A 25,775-nucleotide genomic window follows, 5' to 3' on the forward strand; every position below is an offset into this window, starting at 1 on the left:
GGTATAAAAAAGCGAGTACCAATCACACGCAAAATTAATAACAAGGAATTAAAGCAAGACATCGTTTTAAATGCTGTCGATATTAATGCATTACCAGCTTTAAAAAAGATGAATGGGCATGAATATATTTTTGGTGTGAGTAAACAAACTGAATTCGAACAACGTCCTCTTTTAAAAGGTTCGGAATTGATCTGCTTAGCAGATTACAAATATGAGATTAATGATTCTGTAATTGTTCTACGGCGTGCAGACGGACTTATTATTCAATGTTTTAAAGCCATGTTCTTGGGTGTGGACGGTATTAACGGTACAATTGCATCTTTGCCAATTGCATTCCCAAACAACTTTTATTTTGCAATAGCTAGTGACGGAGCCGATGGATGTCATACCGTTAGTGCATCACCCAATACACAAGAATCAGTTAGATTATTTGGTAAGGTTGGGGATATTTATGTTGATTCTTTATTACAAATAATAGCAGTCGGGAGATAAAACAATGATATTTTATAATGCAAAAACAAACGGTTTTTATGATTCTAATATTAGTGAACCCCTAAAAAATTCTATAATAATTGATGATAAATATCATTCTGAATTACTACAAAAACAATATGCTGGTTTAGTTATACAACCCGATGAGTCTGGTTATCCAATTGCGGTCAAACGAGTATTAACAACAAAAGAAGTAATTGCAATAAATGAATCAAAAAAACAAAAATTAATCAATGAAGCAAACGGAAAAATAGCAGTGCTTCAAGATACCATTGATCTTGATATGCAAGAAGCAAACGAAGAAGAACAACTTAAGCAATGGAAAAAATACCGGATCTTGTTAATGCGTGTTGATATTAACCAGTCTGATATAAATTGGCCTGAAAAACCAAACGTTACTTAAAATATCGATGTTAGTTGTTCAACTTGTAAAAACAAAATCTACAACCTGAACAACTAACATCATTTTTTTTAATGTGCAACTATCTCCGTACATTTATTTTATAACCTTACATATGTAAACTGCTACGGAGATCTTATGGCCAACGATTACCATCACGGCGTCCGAGTTATCGAAATTAATGAAGGTGCACGAGCAATCAGAACAGTATCAACGGCTGTCATTGGCATTGTGTGTACCAGCGATGATGCGGACGCTAACCACTTTCCACTTAATACACCGATTTTAATTACCAACGTTAATTCTGTAATTGGCAAAGCGGGTTCACAAGGCACACTAAAACCAACGCTTGAAGCCATTGCGGATCAGTGTTCCCCCGTTATGGTTGCTGTGCGTGTTGAAACAGGTGCAACAGATGCCGACACAACAGCAAATATCATTGGTACAACAACAAACGACGGCAAATATACTGGCATGAAAGCCCTGCTTTCAGCACAAACCCAACTTAAAGTTAAGCCACGTATTTTGGCTGTACCGGGTTACGACTCATTACCAGTTGCAACCGCACTAATATCGCTAGCACAAAAATTACGTGCATTTTGTTATTTATCAGCTTACGGAGCAAAAACCAAAGAAGATGCAGTACTTTATCGTGATCAACTTGGCGCCCGTGAAGCCATGGTGATTTGGCCTGATTTTGTTGGTTTTGATACAACACAAAAACAAAATGTCACATTGGCCGCAACTGCTAGGGCCATTGGTTTGCGTGCCAAAATCGACCAACAGGTCGGCTGGCATAAAACATTATCAAATGTCACCGTTAATGGTGTAACGGGTATTTCTCATGATGTCTTTTGGGATTTACAAGAAGAAAGCTCTGATTCAAATTACCTAAACGAACATGAAGTAACCACATTAATTTGTAACCAAGGTTACCGCTTTTGGGGATCTCGCACATGTTCCGCTGATAACCTATTTGCATTTGAAAACTATACACGAACAGCACAAGTATTGGCCGACACAATCGCCGAAGCACAATTTGCCTTAGTCGATGCGCCAATGCATGCATCATTAATTAAAGACTTAGTCGAATCCATCAACAATAAATTCCGTGAATTAAAATCGAACGGTTACATTGTTGATGGCAAAGCATGGTTTGATCCAGAAGCGAACACACCAGACATTCTAAAAGTGGGTAAACTCTATATTGATTACGACTACACCCCAGTACCACCATTAGAAAACCTTATGTTACGCCAGCGCATTACTGACAAGTATTTGGTCGATCTGGCTGATTCGGTAGCATCTAATTAAGCGGAGATCAACTAAATGGCTTTACCTAAAAAACTCAAATACTTTAACGTTTATGTTAACGGTACATCTTATATCGGTCAGGTCGAATCATTTACGCCACCGAAATTAACTCGCAAGCTTGAAAATTTCCGCGGCGGTGGTATGCCAGGTTCTGCTCCTATCGATCTTGGTTATGACGATGACGCCTTAGTTGTGGAGTGGTCAATCGGCGGCTTAGCATACGAAGTCCTAAAACAACATGGAGGGTTATTAAATGGTGTTAAATTACGCTTTGCGGGTGCTTACCAAAAAGATGATAGTGAGGATTTCACTAAAGTCGAAATTATTATGACTGGGCGGCACAAAGAACAAGATCGCGGCGAACTCAAACAAGGCGAAAGTAACTCGACTAAGATTACAACACACTGCACCTACTATAAGGAAGTTATTGACAACGAAGAAACCGCAGAAATCGATTATATCAATATGATAGATAAAATTGGCGGAAAAGATCGTTTAAAACAAGCACGCCACGCCATCGGAATTTAATAAATCAACAAACATAGCCCGCAAGGGCTATCACAATTATCAATAAAATTATTATGAGGGTAAAAGTTATGCAAAACACACAACAAGTTAAATTAAAATCAGGCTTACAATCAGGTAAAACAACTATTACTGAATTAACAATACGCAAACCGTTAACGGGTGATCTTCGTGGAGTAAAATTGGTCGATTTTATCGAGCTAGATATTGATTCACTAGCAAAGGTACTACCACGCATTGCAACTCCAGCAATTGCTGAACATGAAGTTTTCAATTTAGATTTAATTGACCTTTCCGAAATAACAAAAGTAATTGCTGGTTTTTTGTCAGAGAAATCGAACAATGCAACAACGGGATCCCAAACCGAGTAGAAGATGCTATAGCGGATATTGCTTCAATATTTCATTGGCAACCATCAGCTATGTATGAGTTTACATTATCCGAACTAATGGAATGGCGGGAACAAGCCCGCCTAAGAAGCGGTTCAACTGATGAATAATTTACAATTAAACGTTAATTTGAAAGGTGTCGACAACATAAGCCGACCGCTTCGCAACGTTATAAGTGGTGCTAAAGGATTAGCTCAGCAATTAAAAGACACACGAAATCAATTAAACCAACTTAGCAACATTCAAAAAAATGTTGATGGTTTTATTCAGTTAAAAAAACAGTTTGAAGATGCAAAAAATAAAGCTAAGTCATTGGCATTCGAACTAAAAAACACATCTACACCAACAAAGGAACTGCAACGCGAATTTAATAAAGCAACAGCAGAAACCAAAAAATTAAAAGATAAATTAACGCCATTACGTGCAGAATTACAACAATCAGGTATTAATACTAAAAATTTAGCACAACATCAAGTTACATTAAAAAACCAAATAACTAGCGCCAATCAAAGCATTAGCCAGCAGTCCGAACGACTAAAACAACTAAACCAACATCAACAAAAAATAAACCAAGTTCGATCAAAATACGACACCGGCATGCAAAGAGTTGCTGTACTCGGCGGTGTTGGCTATGGTGCCCTATCAACTGGGAGAACAGTAGCAAGAGGCATGAAAAACCTGCTACATGTTGGCTACGAATTTGATGCTAGCATGAGTGCAACCCAAGCAGTAACAAGAATTGATGACAAAAACGATCCTCGTATGATAGCACTACGAAAACAAGCACGAGAATTGCCATTAGTCTCTAAATTTACCGATAGCGAAGTTGCTCAAGGACAATATTTCTTAGGAAGAACGGGATATAACCCAGATCAAATATTAAAAGCAATGCCTGGCATGCTGAATCTATCCGCCGCTGGTGATGTTGATCTCGGCACTACAGCTGATATTGCATCAAACATTCAAATGGCTATGGGATTACCTGCAGAAAAAATGGATCACGTTGCTGATGTTCTAACAGCCATGTTTACTCGCAATAATGTTGATATCCCTATGCTAGGTGAATCTCTAAAATATAGTGCGGGTGTTGGCGCTAGCTTTGGCCAAAGCTTAGAAACTATTTCAACACTAACAGCTGTAATGGGTAATGCAGGTATTCAAGGAAGTCAAGCAGGTACAACATTACGTCAAATTTTAGTACGGCTTGGTACATCAAATGCAGTAGCAAAACTGGGCGTTAAAGTTGCAGATAAAAACGGCAATATGCGTGATGTTATTGATATCATGTCAGAAATATCTGAAGCAACCAAACATATGGGCAATGTACAACGAGCCCAAATAAATAAACAAATTGCAGGGCAAATTGGTTTAACTGGATTTGAAGTTTTGCTAACCCAAGCATCAACAGGCTTTTTGAAAAAAATGCGTGGTGAGCAAGGGGAATATGATGGAGAGGCCGCCAGAGTTGCAAAAACCAAACTCGACAATTTAGCCGGTGATATGACAATGCTACATGCTGCATTTGAAAACATCAGCGTTGAACTATTCGAAAAAAATAATGACTGGCTACGTAAAGCTGTTCAAGGCCTAACTAATTTATTACATGGATTTGGTGAGTTTCTCAAAAAACATCCAGCGGTAAGTAAAGCATTGGTTGTTATTGGTGCGGGGCTAGCAACAATTACTACTGCATTTGGCGCATTTGCAATAATGCTAATGAGTGTATTTGGTCCAATGTTGATGACCCGATTTATATTATCACGATTGGGATTGTCTCTGGGTGGTTTATTAACTAAAACAAATATAGCCGGTGGTGGGTTTAAAGCCTTTGGACGTACTTTACTTGCAATTGCTGGCTCACCGATAAAAACCTTGGGAGCCGCTTTTAAGGGTTTAGGATTCATATTCACTTCTGTTGGTCGCGCTTTTTTATTAACCCCAATCGGATTAGCAATTACGGCAATAATTGCTGTTATTGTTATTGCGGCCTTAGTGATTCGTAAGTACTGGGAACCAATTAAAGCTTTCTTTATTGGATTTTGGGAGGGATTGAAAGAATCATTATCACCCGTAGTTGAAGAATTTTCATATCTTGAACCGTTTGTTACAACAATCGGAGATGGATTTAAATGGCTTGGAGAAAAAATAAGCGGCTTAATAAATTGGTTTTGTGATCTATTTAAACCCGTAGAATTAACAAAAGAAGAGTTTCAAAAAACAAAAGAAGCGGGTAAATCTTTTGGCAACACCATAGGAACTGCAATTAAATTATTAATTTGGCCGTTTAAAAAGCTACATGAAATAATTGTAAATACAATTAGAGAATTACTGTCAATGCCGAAAAAAATTCGGGATTTAGCAAAAAAAGTTGAAGAAATATTCACAGGCGAAAATGGCCTATTTAATAAATTTTCAAGAATTGGATCTGATATTTCTAACGGACTAATTCAAGGAATAAACAACAAATGGGATGAAACAAAAAAAACAGTGTCCAATCTCGGTAATAATATTGGCAACTGGTTTAAAAGCACTTTAGATATTCACTCACCATCCAGAGTTTTTGCTAAGTTTGGCGGTTATACTATCGACGGCTATATACACGGTATCGAACATAACCAAAGCGATGCATTCCGCTCAATGAGCCAACTTGGAAAAAGTATCAGCAACCGATTTAAAAATACATTAGACATTCACTCCCCTTCTCGTTTGTTTGCAAAATTTGGCGGACACACGGTTGATGGGTATGTTAACGGTATTGAAAGAAATCAAAATGACGCAATACGAAGCGTTGGCCAACTTGCAAACAACATAATAACCACAGGATCACAACTTTCAAGTGGTGTTGCCATAGATAATCGCCGCCCTATTAGTGGTACCTCAGGTATATCGCAATATTACATAACAATAAATGCCGCACCTGGCATGAATGAACAACAATTGGCACGTTGTGTGGCTAAAGAGATAGAACGACGTGAACGCAATCAATCAGCTCGCTACCGATCAAGTTTAAGGGATATCGATTAATATGATGATGTGTTATGGCTTATTTGTTTTCAGCTTAAAAACAATACCCTACCAAACAGCCGAAGAAAACAAAGATTGGCGTTTTCCAGCAAATTCTCGTGTAAATCAGCGCTCAGCATTACAATTTATTGGTCGTGATAACGAAACGATAACCTTATCTGGCGTATTGTATCCAGAATTAACAGGGGGTAGATTAAGTTTAGTAGTTTTAGAAAGAATGGCCGACCTTGGTTACTCATGGCCATTAATCGAAGGTACCGGCATACCACTTGGCTTCTTCGTTATGACCAACTTAAAAAAAACCAAAACGGAATTTTTTAAAGATGGTGCGCCACGCAAGATTGAATTCACTATATCACTAACAAAAGTTGATCCGCCAGACTGGTTACCTTTCGCGGATATTATAGGAATGATATGAAACAACCAACCTACACAATTACAATTGATGATAAAGATATTACATCTAACTTTGATAAACGTCTTATCTCGATGCAGATTACTGATAATCGAGGGTTAGATGCTGACACCATATCTATTGAATTAGACGATAGCGACGGCAAACTTGAACTACCAAAGCGAGGAGTTCAAATTAGCGTATCACTAGGCTGGGTTAATGATAACGTCATTTTACAAAACATCTTCACTATTGACGAATGTGAGCACTCTGGAACGCCAGATGTACTATCAATTCGTGGCAAAAGCGCCAATTTGCGTGACTCACTAAACGAAAAACGCGAAAAAAGCTACTCCGATACAACGCTTGGGGCAATAACCGAAGAAATTGCAAAACGGCACAATCTGCTATACAGGATAGATAAAAGTATAGAGCATGAACACATTGCCCATATAGACCAAACCAACGAATCTGATGCTTCATTTTTAACACGCCTATACAACGATTTTAATGCCGCTGTAACATTAAAAAATGGCATGCTGATTATTTTCAAAAAAGGATTGGCAAAAACGGTAAATGGTCAAGACATCCCGACAACAACAATCACCCGCAAACTTGGCGACCAGCACCGCTTTGCTATTGCCGATAGAAATGCTTACACGGGTGTAAAAGCTTATTGGATTGACTACCGCCAACAGAAAAAACAGCAAACCAAAGCGACTCGAAAAACAAAAAACAAAAACAACCAAACAAACAAAGATGAAAATGGCGTGCTAGTCGGCGCCGATGGAAATGTAAAAATATTACGGCACACATACGCATCAAAACAAAATGCTTACCGAGCGGCTCGTAATGAATGGTACAAATTACAACGTGGTGCATCACAATTTAGCATCACCCTTGCCGAAGGACGCCCTGACATTTACCCCGAAATGCCCGCCTCAGTCGAAGGATTTAAAAAGGAAATTGACTCAACACTATGGACAATAACCCGTTGCACGCACAGCTTAGACACAAACAGCGGTTATACCACATATGTTGAACTCGAAATTAAATTAGAAGATGACGAAAAACCTAAAGAAGAACAAGAAAAATAACTATAACATTTTGAATTAAAATAGAATTATGATAAAATTAATTATAATTTAGTCAATAGCTAAAGAGGTGAAAGTAATGAAGTGTCCCCATTGCCGTTCAAAAACAATAATCCGCACTAGCGAAGAAATAAGCCCTATAACTCGCAAACAATACAGACAATGCACAAATATTTATTGTTGTCATTCATTTGTTGTTTTGCAGTCTATATCGGCAACAATAGTCCCAAGTGCAATGCCTGATCCCAATGTAAAAATACCGCTTACAACCAAAAATCATCAAGCAGCATAAATAAAAGCGGGGGCGCCCGCTTTTATTAGTTTTCTTTAATTTCCGAATCATTTCTATTCTTAACCTTCAATAATAATTCATGCAATAAACACAAACCAATTTTTATATCATATTCTGACAGCTCAGCATCAATCATTAATCGATTAACAAATTCAGCTTGTTCCAGTTTAATATCATTTTTTGTTATTTCATCCATCGCCTGCTCCCTTTTTATACTGTAATTACATACAGTATATTTATTGCAGGAATTATTATCAAGCAAAAATTTTATAATCAATTAATCAACATCCTGATTCTTTGAATGTTTTATGTAGAACTATATAAAGATTAGAAACAAATAAAAACGTTAACATAAGGAAATGGCTAGCTAGATTTTATATTTGAAAATAAATATCCACCGCCATTTATTTGGAATCCAGATCCCAAAATTAATAAAATATAATATTCATTTAATATCAATTTGTTATAAATTATTACAACTGAAATTTTATTACAATGGATAATATGAAAATATCAATATTAATAGATGAATCGTTTGATATAGAAAATTGTGAATCGGGTTATATCGTGGCACTTATGGTAAATGAGTGGTGGGTCTTTTTAAAAAAAGATTCTCTTGATCTAATCGGTGTATTTGAAACAATTCACGAAGTAAAGAATTTTATATCATCATTGATAATGCCAATTGACTGAACAATTATAAATTGCTCAGTCATAAATATCTTTTATTGAACGTGATTAATTGTTTCACGCAATAAATCATGAACACAAGTTATAGCGCATAGCGTGTCATTTTTATTTAAATTTGAATCAAGAGTTAGGCGGGTAATTAATTCGGCTTGCTCTAATTTGCAATAACCATCAATACTTATTTCTGATGTTTCAATAGAGTTAAACTTTTGTTGGGGAACATTCTTTTTCATGCTTATTTCCTTGTTGATTAATTATAATTAATCACGTCCAAACCCGCTAAAATTTGGAGGTGAACTAAGCAAGGTTAGCAGACCGCTCTACAAGGAACACGGCGAGCCTTTCGGCTCCCTCACTTAGCCCACCTAATTTTATTCAGATTTTTCAATCACAGAATGCAGCAAATCCGCAATACAGCAAACCATAACCATAAAATCGGAGGGGGTTGAATGTGTGTTTATACAAGCGCGAGCGATTGTTTCGGCTTGTTCGATTTTTGCGAATTGGTTTAAATGAACGATAACGTTTTCTGATGTGTCGACTGGTGTAATTTGATTAAAGTTTTTCATAGTATTTACCTTTGTGTAATAAATTAAGTAAACACCTCCAACAAGGTCAATTATTGGTGGTGAACTGAACAAGGTTGACCTTACCGCCCACAAAGAAAACGGCGCTTCTTTCGAAGCCCTTGCTCGGCCCACCGTAGAATAGGTATGACTAAGCGCACATAAAAATACCGCGCAGAGCGGTTATGCCCTTTGTGAGTCTCAAGAGGTCAATCTTGGCACTAGATTTTGCTAGCACAAAGCTAATCTATCGAAAGAGCATATCTATGTCAACAATTTATTTTGAATATGTAGGAATGGATTATATACGATTATAAAAAAATTTCACCGCCATTTTACCGCCACTTGTTATTATTCACTTCAGAAGTTGTTAGGTAAGTCGTTGATTTTTATGGAGGCGCGTCCCGGAGTCGAACCGAGGTAGACGGATTTGCAATCCGCAGCATGGCCACTCTGCCAACGCGCCTTGATGGTCTATCTGAATAGGCTGCAAATATTATCACTGGCTTGACTAATCGTCAAGATTAAATAGATTATAATTACAGCAGTCACTTTATTTTTAACTAACCACAGTAAGAGTAAACAGCATATTCCCCAAAAAGATCGCACAAAATATGTGTTTAAATTTAATTTTATGCTAGAACAAATTGTACAATATTATTCTGATGTTTCGGGATATTTATAGATCCAGGTAATATCTGGATAATTAGCGAATGCATTTGGAAATAAATAAACACCACTTAGAAATGGAAAATTAATTGATTGCCAATTAACATTAAAATCAGGTTGAAATTTGATGATGGAATCAAAAAGTAACGTTGTACAATAAAGATGTGGCTCTTCACGGGGGGCTAATATGAAAGCTTCACCTTGCTTTGTTAAAAGATCATTAACAATTTGTTGTTGTTGCTCATTAGATATAAAATTAGGTCTTGCTATAGCATATGTTTCGGCTAGTTCTGGCGTTATAAACTCTGCTAAAGTTGATACAATAACTTGGTTAGGATGGTACTCATCATCGCTGGTCGTAGCATGAATAATTCTAATTTCTGGATTGATTGATATAATCATACCAATATGTGAAAAATTACTACCACCTAATTGATTGACTATAAGACTATCGGTTTGTATACCTTTTCTAAAAATCCAATCGCCAACTTTTACTGAATGTGGTGTTTCGGTGGTTGGATTTGAAAAATGAACAGTATCATTAGCTAGAGCAAAATTTACTAGCATCATAATTAACATCATACAAAGATAATAGCAAGATCTCATCAAAAATCGTTTCTTAATAAAAAAGGGTAATCACTATTTACCCTTTTTAGATTCTTCTAAAAACATAATCTATATTGACAATAATATAGCTATTTAAGATTAATTAGCCATTTACCATCAGCTTTAATCACCGATATGTTTTTTTCCTCTTTTTTAGTAGCATCTTTAAAGATAACAGTAGTGCTAACTATTGCCATATTTTTTTCATCATTAGTATATTTTACGAGTTCAGATTCGACTTTATCAAGTCCTCCATGTTCATCAGCAAATTGTTTACCTCGCTGTAGTGCTTCTTGCATTTTGCTTTTAACGAACATTCGCATATCCATACCTTTGTTATCATCATCTTTAGGAAAATTGATGAGATTTATAACAGTATCTGAATCACCTTTGTAGATCGCTGAGATAAATTTTTCTGCTACTTGTTCAGGAGAATCATCATTCGAGCATGCTGTTACCATAAGTGCTAATAAGAAAATGCTTAAAAACTTTATTACTAATTTCATTTTTATTTCCGTTCCTAATATTATTTATGTTTAATATTAATATGTTAAAATTATGCTCCTAAATTGAATCCACAGAAAGAATCACAGAAAGCGACAAAATAATACTATATAATCAAATAATTGCAAAGTAATATGGAATAATAACACTATTTAAAATTTAAAAGGATATCTTGCCAACTTTGATCTAATTTAGCTTCAATAATCATTGGTTTATGTTGGATTGGATGTTTGATTTCAAGTTTGCTTGCATGTAACATCAATCGTTTGATATTAAAATAAGTTGCAAATGCACGATTTTGATGTAAATCACCATGTTTGCTATCCCCCAATATCGGATGGAAAATATGTTTCATATGGCGACGTAGTTGATGTTTACGACCGGTTTGTGGTTTTAATTCAACAAAACTATACCTTGCTGTTTCAAATTTGCCAACCTTAATCGGAACTTCAATTTTGCTGATAGATTTGTAAAATGTGACGGCATCTTGTGCTGGTTTATTCTTATTAGTAAATTTATCTGCAATTTTATCTAATTCTTCAACTAACGGGTAATCAATCACCGCTTCCCCCTCAAGATAACCTCGCACTATTGCATGATACGTTTTTTCAATTTGTTTTTTTGCAAATTCTTCTGACATAATTCTTGCTACATCACTAGAAAGGGCAAACAACAAAACACCAGAGGTTGGTCTATCTAGCCTATGTATAGGGAAGACATGTTGACCGATTTGATCACGCAATGTTTGCATCACAACAACTGTTTCAGTTTTATCTAACCAACTGCGATGCACAAGCCAACCAGATGGTTTGTTAATGGCAATTAAGTCATCATCTTGATAAAGAATTTCAAACATAGAATATTTATTAAAATATCAATTATAAAAAGAGTTCTTCAAGCTCTTTAGCTATACTAGGGCCGTTATTATCACCAATGGCATAATTCGCTTTGGCTTTCACTTCATCATCAGCATTACCCATCGCAATCCCTAATCCAGCAATAGATAACATACTTATGTCATTATAACTGTCACCAAAAGCGACTATTTCGCTTAAATCAATATTTTCGTGCTCTGCCCAGTGAGTTAACCCATTCCCTTTAGTATTTCCTTTAACTGCTACATCTGCTCGATTTGTCCAAGACCATTCACACGAAAACACTCCTAAGGAATCAACTGCATTTGAAAATTGTTGTAAAGCAGGTATATTATGACTACTTGTTGCAAATTTAAAAATAGCGTCAGATTGCTCAATAACTTTTTCAAAATCATCTACTTTTTTAATTTCAGGTTGTAAAAACTCAGGCAATGATTTAACCCACTTAAAAAAGCTTTCTAGATGATCATCTAACAATTCATAAGTCATCATTTTATCAGTATAAATTAATGTATGAATACCATATTGATTGACAAGATTTAGTAGCATTCGAGCCTGATCTTTCGTCATTGGTTTAGCGGCAAAAGCGTTTTGTTTCTCAAAATCATAGAGATAAGATCCATTACAACAAATTGCCGGGGTTGATAATTTGAGCTGATAGTAATAAGGATAAATTACAGAATGATGCCGCCCTGAAACTAAAATAACTTTCACACCTTTAGCTGTAATTTTTTCAATGGCCGCTATTGTTTCTGGTAAAATTAAACGATTGCCGGCTAACAACGTACCATCCATATCAAAGGCTACGGCTTTATACTTCATATAATACCTCTTCTCATTTCTGATCTTAGCTATAAAGACTGACTAAGTACTAAAAGTTCAATAAAATTATAATTCTATTTTTTGACGACCAACAAACGAATGCGATAAGGTGGTACCATCTACCATTTCGAGTTCACCACCAACTGGAACACCATGAGCTATTCTTGTTGCTGTTACATTAAACTCTGCACACATTTGCGCAATATAATTAGCTGTTGCATCACCTTCGACGGTGGGATTAGTGGCTAAAATAACTTCGCTAATCGACTCTGAAGATAGTTTTTTTTTCAATAAATCAAGACCTATATCACTAGGCCCAATACCATCTAAAGGTGATAAATGCCCTAATAATACAAAATAGCGACCACTATACTGCCCAGTTTGTTCAATGGCTACTATATCTGCTGGAGTTTCAACCACACAAAGCTGTTCACTACTTTGACGACGAGCATTTGCACAAATAGTACAGGTTTCTTGTTCGGTAAAAGTTCGGCATTCCTTGCAATGGCCGATATTTATCATTGCTTCATGTAGCTCATGAGCTAATTTAATGCCACCTTGTCGATTTCGTTGTAATAAATGAAAGGCCATTCGTTGCGCCGATTTTGGACCAACGCCAGGTAAACAACGCAATGCTTCCATAAGTGATTCTAATAATGGGCTTATTTGCATGAATTATTTGGTTTCCACATATTTGAGTTTTAAGATAATAATACCTTTTTTAAAAAATCTATCAAACAAGAATTATTCTATTGTTTAATTAACTAACGATAAAATCAAAAAGATTGCAGAAAATAAGTAGGTAGGATGTTACATAACGTACAATCTATGTTATAAAAGCACATATTCAAATATATAACATTATTATGTATAAATTTTTAGACTATCTTTTGTTCTTGCTACGATGATAACTTTTTGGTTCTTCACCTTTAAAAAGGCGCATAATGTTATTATTATGTCGAACAATAATCAAACAAGAAAGCATTGCAACTGGTAAAGTAAGCTCAGGTTTGAATAACCAAACATAAAATGGCGCCATAAGAAAACCAACAACTGCAGCCACCGAAGAATATCCTGTAATTAGTAAAGTAAGTAACCAAGTTAAAATAAAGCAACCTGTAAAATCAAACCCAATTGGAGCCATCATACCTAACGCAGTTGCAACTCCTTTTCCTCCACGAAAATGAAAAAAACAGGGGAAAATATGTCCTAAACAAGCAAAAATACCAATAATACCTAAAAAGAAAGGTGTAATACCAAGCCGATATGAAATATAAACAGGAATTGTACCTTTTAACATATCAAAGATTAAAACAAAAATGGCTGGTAATTTGCCATTGAGTCGTAAAATATTGGTTGCTCCAGGATTGTGAGATCCATGTTCTGAAGGATTAGGTAAATGCATGATGCGACTAATAATCATTGCACCAGAAAGCGAGCCCAAAATATAGGCGACTATGATCATCAATACAATTAGCAATGTCAAAATACAACCCCTTTCATCAACCACACCATGCTGATAATTGCACTTAAGAATCTTACCAAACTCGTCGCAAATCCAGTTTCTGTCTATTTTCAGTACTTATTTAACTATAATATTAATTAAAGTATATAAAAAGACTGGGCGTTGCTCCTCGCCCGTTCTTTATATGCTAATTAATAATAATCCTAGACTACTTTTTGTTTTTCCAACAACGGTTTTAAATATTTTCCAGTGAAGGAATGTTTAGATTTCGCAACCTCTTCTGGCGTCCCTTCGGCAATAATTTCCCCGCCACCATTACCACCTTCTGGTCCTAAGTCCACAATCCAGTCTGCTGTTTTAACTACATCCAAATTATGCTCGATAACAACGATAGTATTGCCTTTATCTCGCAAAGAATGTAATTGCGTTAATAATTGTTTCACATCAGCAAAATGTAGCCCAGTTGTTGGTTCATCTAAGATATACAAAGTACGACCAGTATCTCGCTTAGATAATTCTTTTGCAAGTTTTACTCGTTGCGCTTCACCACCCGATAATGTTGTTGCTGACTGTCCAATGGTAATATAAGAAAGCCCAACATCAATCAATGTTTGCAGTTTGCGTGCTATCATTGGCACGGCATCGAAAAACTCGCGACCTTCTTCAACTGTCATATTTAAAATTTCGTTAATAGACTTTCCTTTATATTTGATCTCTAGGGTCTCACGGTTATAGCGAGCACCATGACACTGATCACAAGGAACATAAATATCAGGCAAAAAGTGCATTTCAACTTTGATTAAACCATCACCTTGACAAGCTTCACAGCGTCCACCCTTAACATTAAAACTAAAGCGACCTGGATTATAGCCTCGAGCTCGAGATTCTGGTACACCAGCATAAAGTTCACGAATAGAAGTAAAAAATCCAGTATAAGTTGCTGGATTAGAACGTGGCGTACGTCCAATTGGGCTTTGGTCAATCGCAATTACTTTATCAAAATGGTTAAGTCCTTTGATTGATTTATAGGGTGCTATTTCAGTTTTTTCTGCACCATTGAGTTCGTTTTGGGCAAGGGGATATAAGGTATCATTAATTAAGGTTGATTTTCCCGAGCCCGATACACCAGTGATACATGTAAATAAGCCAACTGGAATATTTAATGTCACATCTTTAAGATTATTGCCGGTTGCACCAATAAGTGATAATATTTTTTTCTTATCGACTTTGGTGCGAATAGTTGGTATTTCAATTTTTTCTTTACCGGATAAATATTTTCCTGTTAAAGATGTTTTACATGCCATTATTTGTTTGGGTGTTCCCTGAGCAACAACTTCACCACCATGAACCCCTGCCCCAGGACCAATATCAATTACATAATCAGCAGCCATAATAGCTTCTTCATCATGTTCAACGACTATAACAGTATTACCTAAGTCACGTAAATGCGTTAAAGTGTCAATCAGACGAGTATTATCTCGCTGATGCAATCCAATAGAAGGTTCATCTAGCACATACATCACGCCAACAAGACCTGCACCAATTTGGCTTGCTAATCGAATACGTTGTGCTTCACCACCTGATAATGTTTCAGCGGATCTTGAAAGCGTTAAATAGTTAAGTCCAACGTTAATCAAAAATTGTAAACGATCGTTGATCTCTTTCAAAATTTTTTCTGCAATTTGAGCTCGTTGCCCAGTCAATGTCAATTTATCAAAAAAATCCTTGGCTTGTTGCGTACTTAACTCACTAATTGTTGGTAAATTTGTATCATTAATAAACACATTTCTTGCTGCCGTACATAACCTAGAACCACCACAACAAGGACAAGGTCGATGGCTAATATATTTTGCTAGCTCTTCACGGATAGTTTGTGATTCAGTTTCTTTATACCGACGAGCTAAATTATTAATAATCCCTTCAAATGGATGTTTACGCTTAACCACATCACCACGATCGTTTGAATAAACAAACTGAATTTCGGTATTACCTGAACCATTTAATAAAATGTCTTTTATCTTTTCAGGTAATTTTTCATACGGTTTATCAATGTCAAACTTATAATGATCCGCTAATGATTTTAGCATCTGGAAATAGTAAAAATTGCGACGGTCCCAACCTTTAATCGCACCAGCAGCTAATGAAACTTCTGGCATCTGAACAATACGTTTTTGATCAAAATATTGTTGCACCCCCAAACCATCACACTCAGGGCACGCACCAGCGGGATTATTGAACGAGAATAATCTCGGCTCTAATTCAGAAATACTGTAACCACAAATAGGACAAGCAAAATTAGCCGAAAACAAATATTCTTCAGCTTGTGGATCATCCAAATTGGCCACTTTAGCAATACCATTAGTGATCGAAAGAACCGTTTCAATCGACTCTGCTAAACGAAGTTTTAAGTCGTCACGAATACGAAAACGATCAACAACAACTTCAATGGTATGTTTTTTTTGCAATTCAAGAATTGGCGGATCAGAAAGATCATATACATCACCATCCACTCGTACCCGAATATAACCACTAGCAGCAAGTTGCTCGAACAGTTTAACAAACTCCCCTTTACGCTCAGTAACCACAGGGGCAAGTAGCATATAACGATTATCAGTTGGTAACGCCATGATGCTATCGACCATCTGTGATATCGTTTGTGCAGCTAACGGTAAATGATGATTTGGACAACGAGGTTCTCCAATTCGAGCAAAAAGCAAACGTAAGTAATCATAAATTTCAGTGATAGTTCCTACTGTCGAACGAGGGTTATGCGAAGTTGATTTTTGCTCGATCGAAATTGCAGGTGATAATCCTTCAATATGATCTACATCAGGTTTTTCCATCAATGATAAAAACTGACGAGCATACGCCGACAACGATTCAACATAGCGTCGTTGCCCTTCGGCATATAAAGTATCAAATGCTAACGAAGATTTACCTGATCCAGAAAGACCTGTAATAACAACTAATTTATCTCTTGGAATGGTTACATTAATGTTTTTTAGATTGTGCGTTCTCGCACCACGAATATCGATATCTTTGATTGACATAGATCTCTTCTTTTTTGTGTTTTTAAACAAAATGGATAGAAAATTAACTGTATATTATACCAGTAACATTTGATTAAATATACAACTATATAGCTGAATATACTACTTGACTAATTTTATACTAAAACACAGTGTTACCTGAAACTTTTTGACAAAAAATAAACTAAAATTTTTATTTCTACAGCAGAAAAAAACGGTCATTAATGACCGTCATTTGTTGATTTAACTTAGTATATCAATTTTGGAGTCGCATCAACAGGAATAATTGCGCCGCGATATTGTATAACCGTGCCAGCCACCAAATGCCCCTGTAATGCTGACTGAGAAGGGTTCCTTCCACTTAAACGAGCCCCAAGATATCCAGCACTAAATGAATCACCAGCGGCCGTAGTATCAATCACTTTATCTTTAGTAATTTTATTAGCAGGAACTTCAAAACGACCATCAGCAGAATCAATAATACAGTTATCACTGCCACGTTTAATAACAATTTCAGTTACACCAAATTGTTTTGTACGCTCAATAATTTGCTCATAAGGTAGCTTACCCCATAATAAATCTTCGTCATCTAATGTTAAAAATGCAATATCTGTAAAGCTAAGAATATCAGCATAAACACTACGAGCCAAATCAAGGCTACTCCATAAACATGGACGAAAATTATTATCAAAAATAACTTTACCACCATTAGCTTTAACACGTTTTAAAAGATCTAATAACTTAAGGATACTTTCAGCATCTAAAATAGCAATACTAATACCGCTCAAATATACATAATCATAATGTTCAATTTGCTGAATTATTCTATCTGTTTCAGTTGTTTTCAACCAAAATTTAGCAGCAGCATCATTACGCCAATAATAAAAAGACCGTTCACCATGTTCATCAGTAACAATAGAATAAAGCCCCGGCATTTTATCAGACATTCTTTGAACTAAATCTATTTGAATGTTTTCTGTTTGCCAACAATCTAACATTTCTTGACTGAAGGGATCGGTACCAAGCCCGGTTACATAATGTATTGAAAAATCATTATCTTTTAGTAAACGAGACAAATAAACCGATGTATTAAGCGTATCACCACCAAAACCACGCGTAGTCGAATCCTGATTCATCGACAATTCAATCATACATTCGCCAATAACAGCTATTTTTGTAGTCATAATATACTTATCATCTTTAACCTTTTTATAAATAATCTAACGCGATTTTTACCACAACTTTGCGAACTGTTTCGATATTATTATCAATTGCACAAAGCGGTTTATGCACTTCATTAGGTAAAAACACGATAAAATCATTTGGGTGTAATATCAACAAGGTCTCTTCTTTTGGTGTTTCGATAAAGGCAATATCATTTTCTACTAATTTATTATCTAACACTTTTGTATATGGCGGTAACGTACTTACTGCCATACCCTCTTGCCCAACTAAAACAATCTGAACGTCAATATATTTTTCATGATATTCCGGATTAACGTCATGAATATGTCGCGATGTACTATCTGACACCATAAAAAACATATTATCACCATCAATATCGTAACGCCCCACAGGCGTGTTATTATTGACATTATCTTTAATATATTCAATTGATTGTTTAATTTTTTCGGGTAAATAAGGAACTAACCCTAAATGATTAATATTACCTAAAATCATACCAAATTATCCTTAAAAATATTGATGAAAATTAATACAAATAACCAAATTAGTTATAACTAACTTCTACTATGATAAATTTAATTAGATTGATAAAGAGTATATACATAAGTCACTTATTTTCGTAGATTATTTGACATATTTCTTCACATTCGTTTGTTTTCATCACGTTGATAATATGTGATAACTGTGATTTAAATATAGGCTGTTGAGTTATTAATTGTTCGGCCTTTTCAATGATTGCGGTCTTTTTCGATTCTGGGATAAATTTAGCGTAATTTTCAGCTGATTGTTCAAATGTGTCGATAATATCCAATTTAGATTGTTCAGTTAAACAATCTAGTAAAGCAATCCACTTAAATCCACCGTAGTAATATTTTAACATTTCTGATTGCATCATTTTCACACTATACTGTATGACTCCACCTCTTTCATTATCGGGAAGTTCTTTATAAAACTGATTAATATGGGGAGATATTGCCGCAAAATATTTTATATTAAAAGTGCTTAATAAAATAATTTCTTGTTGGAATCGTTTTAGGTTATTCGTTAGATCTTGGCTGGTTATTTCGTTTGATTTATTTGATGAAAAGATTAAATAAGTCTCAACTATATGGTTGATATAATTGGTTATATCTAATTTCTCATCTATTTTATCTTTTGAAAAATTCTCAAGAAGTTTGGGATCAGTAAATTGGCTAAGAATTTCTTTGCCTTCTTTTGTATATAACCTAGGTAATGTTTTTTGCGCTTCAAATTTTTTGGTTAATTGATAGAGCCTCGTGCGTTCTGAGTGATAATTTAAACCTGTAGCATTCGCAAAGCAACTAGTTAAAATTAATATGACACTTATTATTAACTTCATCATTTGTTATTCCTTATTTTATAATTGTCAAAATTTGGTTACTTAGCCTTGGCAATTTGCGCTTTTAGCATGGCTAGCCTACTTTGCCCTTGTTGCATTTTTTTTTCAGGTGATAATTCGTTACACTGATCTTGCCACTCTAAGTCGTCTTGTGGCAGTTCTAATAAAAATCGACTCGGTTCAACTTGAAGTGTCTCGCCAAATTGTTTACGTTGCCGGCTAAAAGAGAAAGTCAGTTCTCGTTGCGCCCGAGTAATACCAACATAAGCTAAACGGCGCTCTTCTTCAATGTTATCTTCATCAATGCTAGTTTGATGAGGTAATAAACCTTCGGACATGCCAATCAAGTAGACATAAGGAAACTCTAATCCTTTAGATGCATGTAGTGTCATAAGTTGTACTTGGTCGAGTTCTTCTTCGGACTCGTTACGTTCTAACATATCACGCAAAGTAAATCTCGCGACAGCTTGTTCAAGTGTCATTGCTTCATCAATATCATCACCTTGCAACATATCATTTAACCAACTGACCAATTGTTCTACATTCCGCATACGCATTTGCCCAGATGTTGGGGATGATGAGGTTTCATAAATCCAGCTCTCATAATGAATCCCGTGTAGAAGTTCATAAATTGCTTCCATGGGTTCAGTATGAGATTTTTGAATAAGGGCATCAAACCAATGTATGAATTCTTGTAATGACTCCATACGTTTACCTGAAAGCAATTGGGTCAACCCCATATCATGGCTTGCTTGATATAAACTAACACCTCGATGATTAGCCCATTCGCCAAGTTTTTGAATAGTTGCTGGACCAATTTCTCGTTTTGGTGTGTTGATAATACGAATAAACGCATTATCATCATCTGGATTAGTTAATAATCGCAAATATGCCATTAAATCTTTAATTTCAATTCGAGCAAAAAATGATGTACCGCCAGAGATTCGATACGGTATCCGATATTGCATGAGTATCTTTTCAATTAGTCGTGCCTGATGATTGCCACGATATAAGATAGCGTATTGACCATATTGACTGTTATGCGCAAAACGATGGCCAATAAGGTGATTAATAACTTTTTCGGCTTCATGCTCTTCGCTATCGGCTGAAATAACTTTTAATGTTTCACCATAACCCAGTTCTGAGAAAAGTTTTTTTTCAAAGATATGTGGATTATTTTCGATTAAGATATTCGCCACTTTTAAAATTCGACCCGATGATCGGTAATTTTGTTCTAATTTGATCACTTCTAAATTAGGAAAATCTTGTTTAAGTAATACTAAATTTTGTGGTCGTGCACCACGCCAAGAGTAAATAGACTGATCATCATCACCAACAACAGTAAATTTAGCTCGGTTACCAACTAGTAATTTGATAAATTCGTACTGACTTGTGTTTGTGTCTTGATATTCATCAACCAACAAATAACGAACTTTGTTTTGCCATTTTTCGCGAACTTCTTCGTTGGTTTTTAATAAGAGTGTGGGCAATAATATAAGATCATCAAAATCTAATATACTGCAAGCTTTTAATTGTTTTTCATACAATTGATAACAGTGAGCAAATAGTTTCTCTTTATTCGTCTGCGCTCTTGCCATCGCAATAGTTGAATCAACAAGATCATTTTTCCAATTTGAGATTGTTGAGCGTAATTGATTAATCAGATCCTTATCATCTTCTAACCATTGATGAGTTAGTTCCTTGAGTAGCGCTGTTTGATCATGATCATCAAATAATGAGAAATTAGATTTAATTCCCAGATGAGTATACTCTCGGCGAATAATATCCAATCCTAGCGTATGAAATGTTGATATTTTAAGCCCTCTTGCTTCTTGTTTACTAAGTGCTTGGGCTATACGTTCTTTCATTTCGCGTGCGGCTTTATTCGTAAAGGTAACTGCAACAATATGGCGTGGTAAATATTCTTTAACACGAATTAAATAGGAAATTTTGTTAATGATAACCCGAGTTTTGCCAGAACCTGCCCCAGCTAAAACAAGACACGGTCCTGAAACATATTCAACGGCTTTTTGTTGACTTGAATTTAAACGCACAGAATAAAACCATTAGGAAAAATGTGAGCTAGTATATAACGATATACTAGCAGCGCGCAATTAGCGTCATTATTGAGCAAATAAAATTGCTATTTTGTTAAATATTATTTGATGAATGTTAAAGCCTGTTCAACAACCTCGACCCCTGCCCCTTTTTTATGCGCATTTTCGCTAAGATAGCGCCGCCATTGCCTTGCTCCTTTACGTCCATTAAATATACCTAAAGTATGCCGCATAATATGGTTAAGTTGCGCACCTTGCATTAGCTGTTGTTCGATATAAGGGTAAAGTGCTTGAATAGCAGATAGGGGATCAATGATGGGGGTATTTGTGCCAAAAATTTGCGTATCAATTTCAGTAAGTAACAGTGGATTTTGATATGCCTCTCGCCCAACCATCACACCATCAACATGCTGTAAATGGCATTTTATTTCATCAATTGTTTTTATGCCACCATTGATGGCTATAGTTAAATTAGGATAATCTTGTTTCAATTTATAAACACGTTCATAGTCAAGTGGCGGAACTTCACGATTTTCCTTTGGGCTTAACCCTGATAACCATGCTTTGCGCGCATGTACAATAAATGTTTTGGTGTAAGGCATTACCTTTTCAATAAATTGACACAAAAAAGTATAGCTATCGCAATCATCAATACCAATTCTTGTTTTTACCGTGACGGGAATATCAACTTGATCTTGCATCTGAGCGATACAATCGGCAACCAAATTTGGATTTCCCATTAAACAAGCACCAAACATACCATTTTGTACGCGATCCGATGGACATCCCACATTTAAGTTGATTTCGTCATAACCACGTTCTTGCGCTAATTTTGCACATTGCGCTAATGCGTTAGGATCGCTACCGCCTAGTTGCAAGCTAAGTGGATGCTCTTCATTGTTGAAAGCTAAATAATCACCTTTCCCAAATAAAATTGCGCCTGTAGTCACCATTTCGGTATATAGCAATGCTTTTTTTGTTAAAATTCGATGAAAATAACGGCAATGTTTATCTGTCCAATCTAACATTGGGGAAATAGAAAAACGATTTAAACTTAAAATGTTATGCAAAAATCACCTCGACATTAATTTATAAAATGTTATTCTATTTGTCGTTTTTAAATAGAGCAACAATATAAGGAATAAAAATGGATACAAATCAAGCAAATGTAATTTCTTTTCAAACTACTGAATTATTAAAAAAACATATGCGTTTTATTGCAACAATGCAACAAATTTTTGGCGTTATTTTTATAATTGTAGGCGCTCTTACCTGTCTAGGTATAATCACTGCTATTATTGGTATTCCACAAATCATTGCTGGGGTAAAACTTTTTAAGTCAGGAAGCGCATTTAGCTTAGCTGCAAGTGTTCAAAAAGAAAATGATATTATTGATGCTATTGAAAACCTATATGGCTATTGGAAATATGCTTTAATAACATTTATCGCTTCAATACTATTTTTCATTATATATATGATAATTATTGTTTCTATTATTGCTTCATACAGTAATGGTTATTACTAACAATTATTACTTTAATCTAAAGACTACTGATCTTCTAATTTTGGCACCTTTTCAAGTAAGTATCTAGTAGCATTGTTCTAGGCATAACTAGTTGCTATTGTTAATTTTTGGCGAGATTAAAATATGACAACATCTTTATGCCTTTTGATTGAGAAATCAACAGTCTTAGTATTGTTAACAAAATTAAGGCACACAATGTGCCTTAATAAATATGTTAACTATAAATATGGCTATTTAACTGTTTTTTCACTACGTGATAAGCCAATAATTCCTGAACGGACGGTTTCGATAATATTGCATGTTTCACGAATTGAGGATAAAAATGAATCTAGTTTTTCACTAGTACCCGATAGTTGTACAATATAATGTGTTGCAGTAACATCTACGATCGATCCTCTAAAAATATCGGCACAACGTTTAACTTCATCACGTGCTTGTGAACCTTTTGCTTCTACTTTTACTAGCATGATTTCACGCTCTACATGCGGGCCTTCGGTTAAATCATGAACACGGTAAACATTAACAAGTTTATGCAATTGCTTTTGGATCTGTTCAATCACATACTCATCACCCGAGGTCTGAATTGTCATGCGGTGCATGGTTGGATCTTCAGTCTGCGCAGTGGTGATAGTTTCGATATTAAAACCACGTTGCGAAAACAAGCCGATAATTCGTGATAATGCGCCAGGTTCGTTTTCGGTTAAGATTGATAATATATAACGCATTAGGTTCTCTCCGTTTTACTAAGCCACATTTCGTTCATTGCACCACCTCGAACTTGCATTGGATATACATGTTCAGTCGCATCAGTCATAACATCAACAAAAACTAAACGGTTTTTGATTGCCAGTGCTTGTTTCAGTTTAGATTCTAGTTCCTCACGCTTTGTTATTACCATACCAACATGACCATAGGCTTCTGCAATTTTAGCAAAATCAGGTAGAGATTCCATATAAGAACTTGAATGGCGTCCAGAATAAATCATATCTTGCCACTGTTTAACCATGCCTAAGAAGCGGTTGTTCAAATTTAAAACCAGTACTGGTAAGCCATATTGCAATGCGGTTGATAATTCTTGAATATTCATTTGGATACTACCATCGCCTGTTACACATACAACGGTTTTTTTAGGATATGCCAATTTGACTCCCAGCGCTGCTGGCAAACCAAATCCCATCGTGCCTAGCCCACCAGATGTGATAAAGTGACGAGGTTTATCAAATGGGTAATAAAGCGCAGTAAACATTTGATGTTGACCGACATCGGTCGTCACAAATGCATCACCTTTGGTTAATTTATATAACACTTGTATCGCTTCTTGTGGTTTAATGCTTTGCCCTTCATGGTTATAAGCTAAGCAGTGACGTGATCGCCAGTGTTCTATCTGTTTCCACCAATCAATTAATGCGTCAAGATCACGTTCTGTATTTAACTCATCTAACATAGACAGCAACGTTTCAAGAACAACTTTTGCATCACCAACTACAGGAATTGAAGCAGATATAGTTTTTGAAATAGAAGTCGGATCGATATCAACATGAATAATTTTGGCTTTTGGACAATATTTTTCAACATTATTGGTTGTTCGATCATCAAAACGTGCACCGATTGCAAAAATTACATCGGCATTATGCATGGCCATATTAGCTTCATAAATACCGTGCATGCCTATCATACCAAGATAATGTTTATCGGTTCCCGGAAAAGCACTAATACCCATTAACGTTGAAGCGACAGGTAAGTTTAATTTTTCTGCAAGTGTTTTAATTTCGCCACTAGCATCGGCGGCAATAACCCCACCACCAATAAATAACACCGGTTTTTTAGCCGATAACAACGTGGTTAATGCTTTTTTGATCTGTTTTTTATGACCTTGAATCGTTGGATTGTAAGATCGCATTAAAACTGATTTTGGATAATGATAATTATATTTGTTAGCTGGATTAACAATATCTTTTGGTAGATCGATAACGACTGGACCAGGCCTACCTGTCGAAGCAATATAAAATGCTTTTTTGATGGTTTCTGGAATATCTTTACTATCTTTGACTAAAAAACTGTGTTTAACAATCGGACGCGAAATTCCGATCATGTCACATTCTTGAAATGCATCATTACCAATTAGGTTACTGGCAACTTGTCCAGACAATATAACCAGTGGAACCGAATCCATGTAAGCTGTTGCAATACCAGTAATAGTGTTTGTTGCCCCAGGGCCTGATGTAACTAAAACAACGCCAACATTCCCTGTTGCTCTAGCATAACCATCGGCCATATGTACCGCAGCTTGTTCATGGCGAACTAATATATGTTCAATACCACCTAACGTGTGAATGGCATCATAAATATCAAGAACACTACCACCGGGATAGCCAAATATCTGTTTTACTCCTTGGTCAATCAAAGATTGAATAACCATCTCTGCGCCTGACAGTTTTGCCATGGTTGTTGTCTCCAATGTAACTGATTAGTCATTTAGTGGTTTATTTTGCATCAAC

Annotated in this window: 27 protein-coding genes and 1 tRNA gene; 10 read left to right on the forward strand and 18 right to left on the reverse strand. The window is 35.7% G+C overall.

The features are described from left to right. The first annotated feature begins 496 nt into the window (after positions 1-496). From B9N71_RS08100 to B9N71_RS08140, 9 genes are all read left to right on the forward strand, one after another. Positions 497-895 carry a tail fiber assembly protein gene (locus tag B9N71_RS08100; protein ID WP_085165424.1) on the forward strand — a complete coding sequence of 133 codons (399 nt, stop codon included), beginning with the start codon at positions 497-499 and terminating at the stop codon, positions 893-895. A 135-nt stretch (positions 896-1,030) separates the two neighbouring features. Next, the gene (locus B9N71_RS08105) at positions 1,031-2,206 is read left to right on the forward strand and encodes a phage tail sheath protein (RefSeq protein WP_085165426.1); all 1,176 of its coding nucleotides are present in this window, start codon (positions 1,031-1,033) and stop codon (positions 2,204-2,206) included. Between the two features lie 15 nt (positions 2,207-2,221). Further along, on the forward strand, positions 2,222-2,734 hold the full coding sequence (locus B9N71_RS08110) for a phage major tail tube protein (RefSeq protein ID WP_065590153.1): 513 nt from the start codon (positions 2,222-2,224) through the stop codon (positions 2,732-2,734). 68 nt (positions 2,735-2,802) lie between these two features. Continuing rightward, on the forward strand, positions 2,803-3,102 hold the full coding sequence (locus tag B9N71_RS08115) for a phage tail assembly protein (RefSeq protein WP_065574048.1): 300 nt from the start codon (positions 2,803-2,805) through the stop codon (positions 3,100-3,102). 17 nt (positions 3,103-3,119) lie between these two features. Further along, entirely contained in the window at positions 3,120-3,230 is a 111-nt protein-coding gene (locus B9N71_RS08120) for a GpE family phage tail protein (RefSeq protein WP_255305606.1), read from the forward strand. Then, complete coding sequence (locus B9N71_RS08125; protein WP_085165428.1) at positions 3,223-6,144, forward strand: phage tail tape measure protein; 2,922 nt, start codon at positions 3,223-3,225, stop codon at positions 6,142-6,144. Before B9N71_RS08120 ends, B9N71_RS08125 begins: the two co-directional genes overlap by 8 nt. 1 nt (position 6,145) lies before the next feature. Further along, the gene (locus B9N71_RS08130) at positions 6,146-6,562 is read left to right on the forward strand and encodes a phage tail protein (RefSeq protein ID WP_085165430.1); all 417 of its coding nucleotides are present in this window, start codon (positions 6,146-6,148) and stop codon (positions 6,560-6,562) included. Beyond that, positions 6,559-7,635, forward strand: a complete 1,077-nt coding sequence (locus B9N71_RS08135) for a phage late control D family protein (protein WP_085165432.1) — start codon at positions 6,559-6,561, stop codon at positions 7,633-7,635. Before B9N71_RS08130 ends, B9N71_RS08135 begins: the two co-directional genes overlap by 4 nt. A gap of 76 nt (positions 7,636-7,711) precedes the next feature. After that, positions 7,712-7,924, forward strand: a complete 213-nt coding sequence (locus B9N71_RS08140; protein WP_085165433.1) for an Ogr/Delta-like zinc finger protein — start codon at positions 7,712-7,714, stop codon at positions 7,922-7,924. 25 nt (positions 7,925-7,949) lie between these two features. On the opposite strand, the gene B9N71_RS13035 is transcribed toward B9N71_RS08140, so the two are convergent. From B9N71_RS13035 to dusA, 16 genes are all read right to left on the reverse strand, one after another. Then, a complete protein-coding gene (locus B9N71_RS13035; RefSeq protein WP_167370081.1) occupies positions 7,950-8,120 on the reverse strand; it encodes a hypothetical protein in 171 nt (56 codons plus the stop codon). 529 nt (positions 8,121-8,649) lie between these two features. Further along, positions 8,650-8,847 (reverse strand): hypothetical protein, encoded by a 198-nt coding sequence (locus B9N71_RS08150; protein WP_065610199.1) that lies wholly within the window; start codon positions 8,845-8,847, stop codon positions 8,650-8,652. Between the two features lie 138 nt (positions 8,848-8,985). Beyond that, on the reverse strand, positions 8,986-9,183 hold the full coding sequence (locus B9N71_RS08155; protein ID WP_085165435.1) for a hypothetical protein: 198 nt from the start codon (positions 9,181-9,183) through the stop codon (positions 8,986-8,988). Positions 9,184-9,572: 389 nt separating this feature from the next. Then, positions 9,573-9,646, reverse strand: a tRNA-Cys gene (locus B9N71_RS08160). A gap of 191 nt (positions 9,647-9,837) precedes the next feature. Further along, on the reverse strand, positions 9,838-10,419 hold the full coding sequence (locus B9N71_RS08165; RefSeq protein ID WP_167370082.1) for a YiiX/YebB-like N1pC/P60 family cysteine hydrolase: 582 nt from the start codon (positions 10,417-10,419) through the stop codon (positions 9,838-9,840). A gap of 125 nt (positions 10,420-10,544) precedes the next feature. Next, complete coding sequence (locus tag B9N71_RS08170) at positions 10,545-10,961, reverse strand: DUF4878 domain-containing protein (protein ID WP_085165439.1); 417 nt, start codon at positions 10,959-10,961, stop codon at positions 10,545-10,547. 146 nt (positions 10,962-11,107) lie between these two features. After that, positions 11,108-11,815 carry a tRNA pseudouridine(65) synthase TruC gene (truC, locus tag B9N71_RS08175; RefSeq protein WP_085165441.1) on the reverse strand — a complete coding sequence of 236 codons (708 nt, stop codon included), beginning with the start codon at positions 11,813-11,815 and terminating at the stop codon, positions 11,108-11,110. Positions 11,816-11,837: 22 nt separating this feature from the next. Continuing rightward, on the reverse strand, positions 11,838-12,656 hold the full coding sequence (locus B9N71_RS08180; RefSeq protein WP_085165443.1) for a pyridoxal phosphatase: 819 nt from the start codon (positions 12,654-12,656) through the stop codon (positions 11,838-11,840). A gap of 66 nt (positions 12,657-12,722) precedes the next feature. Further along, entirely contained in the window at positions 12,723-13,328 is a 606-nt protein-coding gene (recR, locus tag B9N71_RS08185) for a recombination mediator RecR (RefSeq protein ID WP_065560888.1), read from the reverse strand. A 211-nt stretch (positions 13,329-13,539) separates the two neighbouring features. Further along, the gene (gene plsY, locus B9N71_RS08190) at positions 13,540-14,142 is read right to left on the reverse strand and encodes a glycerol-3-phosphate 1-O-acyltransferase PlsY (RefSeq protein WP_085165445.1); all 603 of its coding nucleotides are present in this window, start codon (positions 14,140-14,142) and stop codon (positions 13,540-13,542) included. Between the two features lie 182 nt (positions 14,143-14,324). Next, entirely contained in the window at positions 14,325-17,165 is a 2,841-nt protein-coding gene (gene uvrA / locus B9N71_RS08195) for an excinuclease ABC subunit UvrA (RefSeq protein ID WP_143422090.1), read from the reverse strand. Positions 17,166-17,398: 233 nt separating this feature from the next. Further along, positions 17,399-18,334, reverse strand: a complete 936-nt coding sequence (kdgK, locus tag B9N71_RS08200; protein WP_085165449.1) for a 2-dehydro-3-deoxygluconokinase — start codon at positions 18,332-18,334, stop codon at positions 17,399-17,401. 25 nt (positions 18,335-18,359) lie between these two features. Beyond that, on the reverse strand, positions 18,360-18,830 hold the full coding sequence (locus B9N71_RS08205; RefSeq protein WP_085165452.1) for a NanQ anomerase/TabA/YiaL family protein: 471 nt from the start codon (positions 18,828-18,830) through the stop codon (positions 18,360-18,362). Positions 18,831-18,942: 112 nt separating this feature from the next. Then, a complete protein-coding gene (locus B9N71_RS08210; protein WP_085165454.1) occupies positions 18,943-19,698 on the reverse strand; it encodes a hypothetical protein in 756 nt (251 codons plus the stop codon). A 35-nt stretch (positions 19,699-19,733) separates the two neighbouring features. Continuing rightward, entirely contained in the window at positions 19,734-21,749 is a 2,016-nt protein-coding gene (gene rep, locus B9N71_RS08215) for a DNA helicase Rep (RefSeq protein ID WP_085165456.1), read from the reverse strand. Positions 21,750-21,853: 104 nt separating this feature from the next. Beyond that, a complete protein-coding gene (dusA, locus tag B9N71_RS08220; RefSeq protein WP_085165494.1) occupies positions 21,854-22,780 on the reverse strand; it encodes a tRNA dihydrouridine(20/20a) synthase DusA in 927 nt (308 codons plus the stop codon). Positions 22,781-22,899: 119 nt separating this feature from the next. On the opposite strand from dusA, the gene B9N71_RS08225 reads away from it, so the two are divergent. Then, positions 22,900-23,277, forward strand: a complete 378-nt coding sequence (locus B9N71_RS08225; RefSeq protein ID WP_065560130.1) for a DUF5362 family protein — start codon at positions 22,900-22,902, stop codon at positions 23,275-23,277. A gap of 230 nt (positions 23,278-23,507) precedes the next feature. Here B9N71_RS08225 and ilvN read toward each other — a convergent pair whose 3' ends face one another. Further along, on the reverse strand, positions 23,508-24,002 hold the full coding sequence (ilvN, locus tag B9N71_RS08230) for an acetolactate synthase small subunit (RefSeq protein ID WP_085165458.1): 495 nt from the start codon (positions 24,000-24,002) through the stop codon (positions 23,508-23,510). Beyond that, on the reverse strand, positions 24,002-25,720 hold the full coding sequence (gene ilvI / locus B9N71_RS08235) for an acetolactate synthase 3 large subunit (RefSeq protein WP_085165460.1): 1,719 nt from the start codon (positions 25,718-25,720) through the stop codon (positions 24,002-24,004). The genes ilvN and ilvI overlap by 1 nt, the downstream gene beginning before the upstream one ends. Between the last annotated feature and the right edge of the window lie 55 nt (positions 25,721-25,775).

Source organism: Gilliamella bombi (assembly GCF_900103255.1).
GTDB lineage: Bacteria > Pseudomonadota > Gammaproteobacteria > Enterobacterales > Orbaceae > Gilliamella > Gilliamella bombi.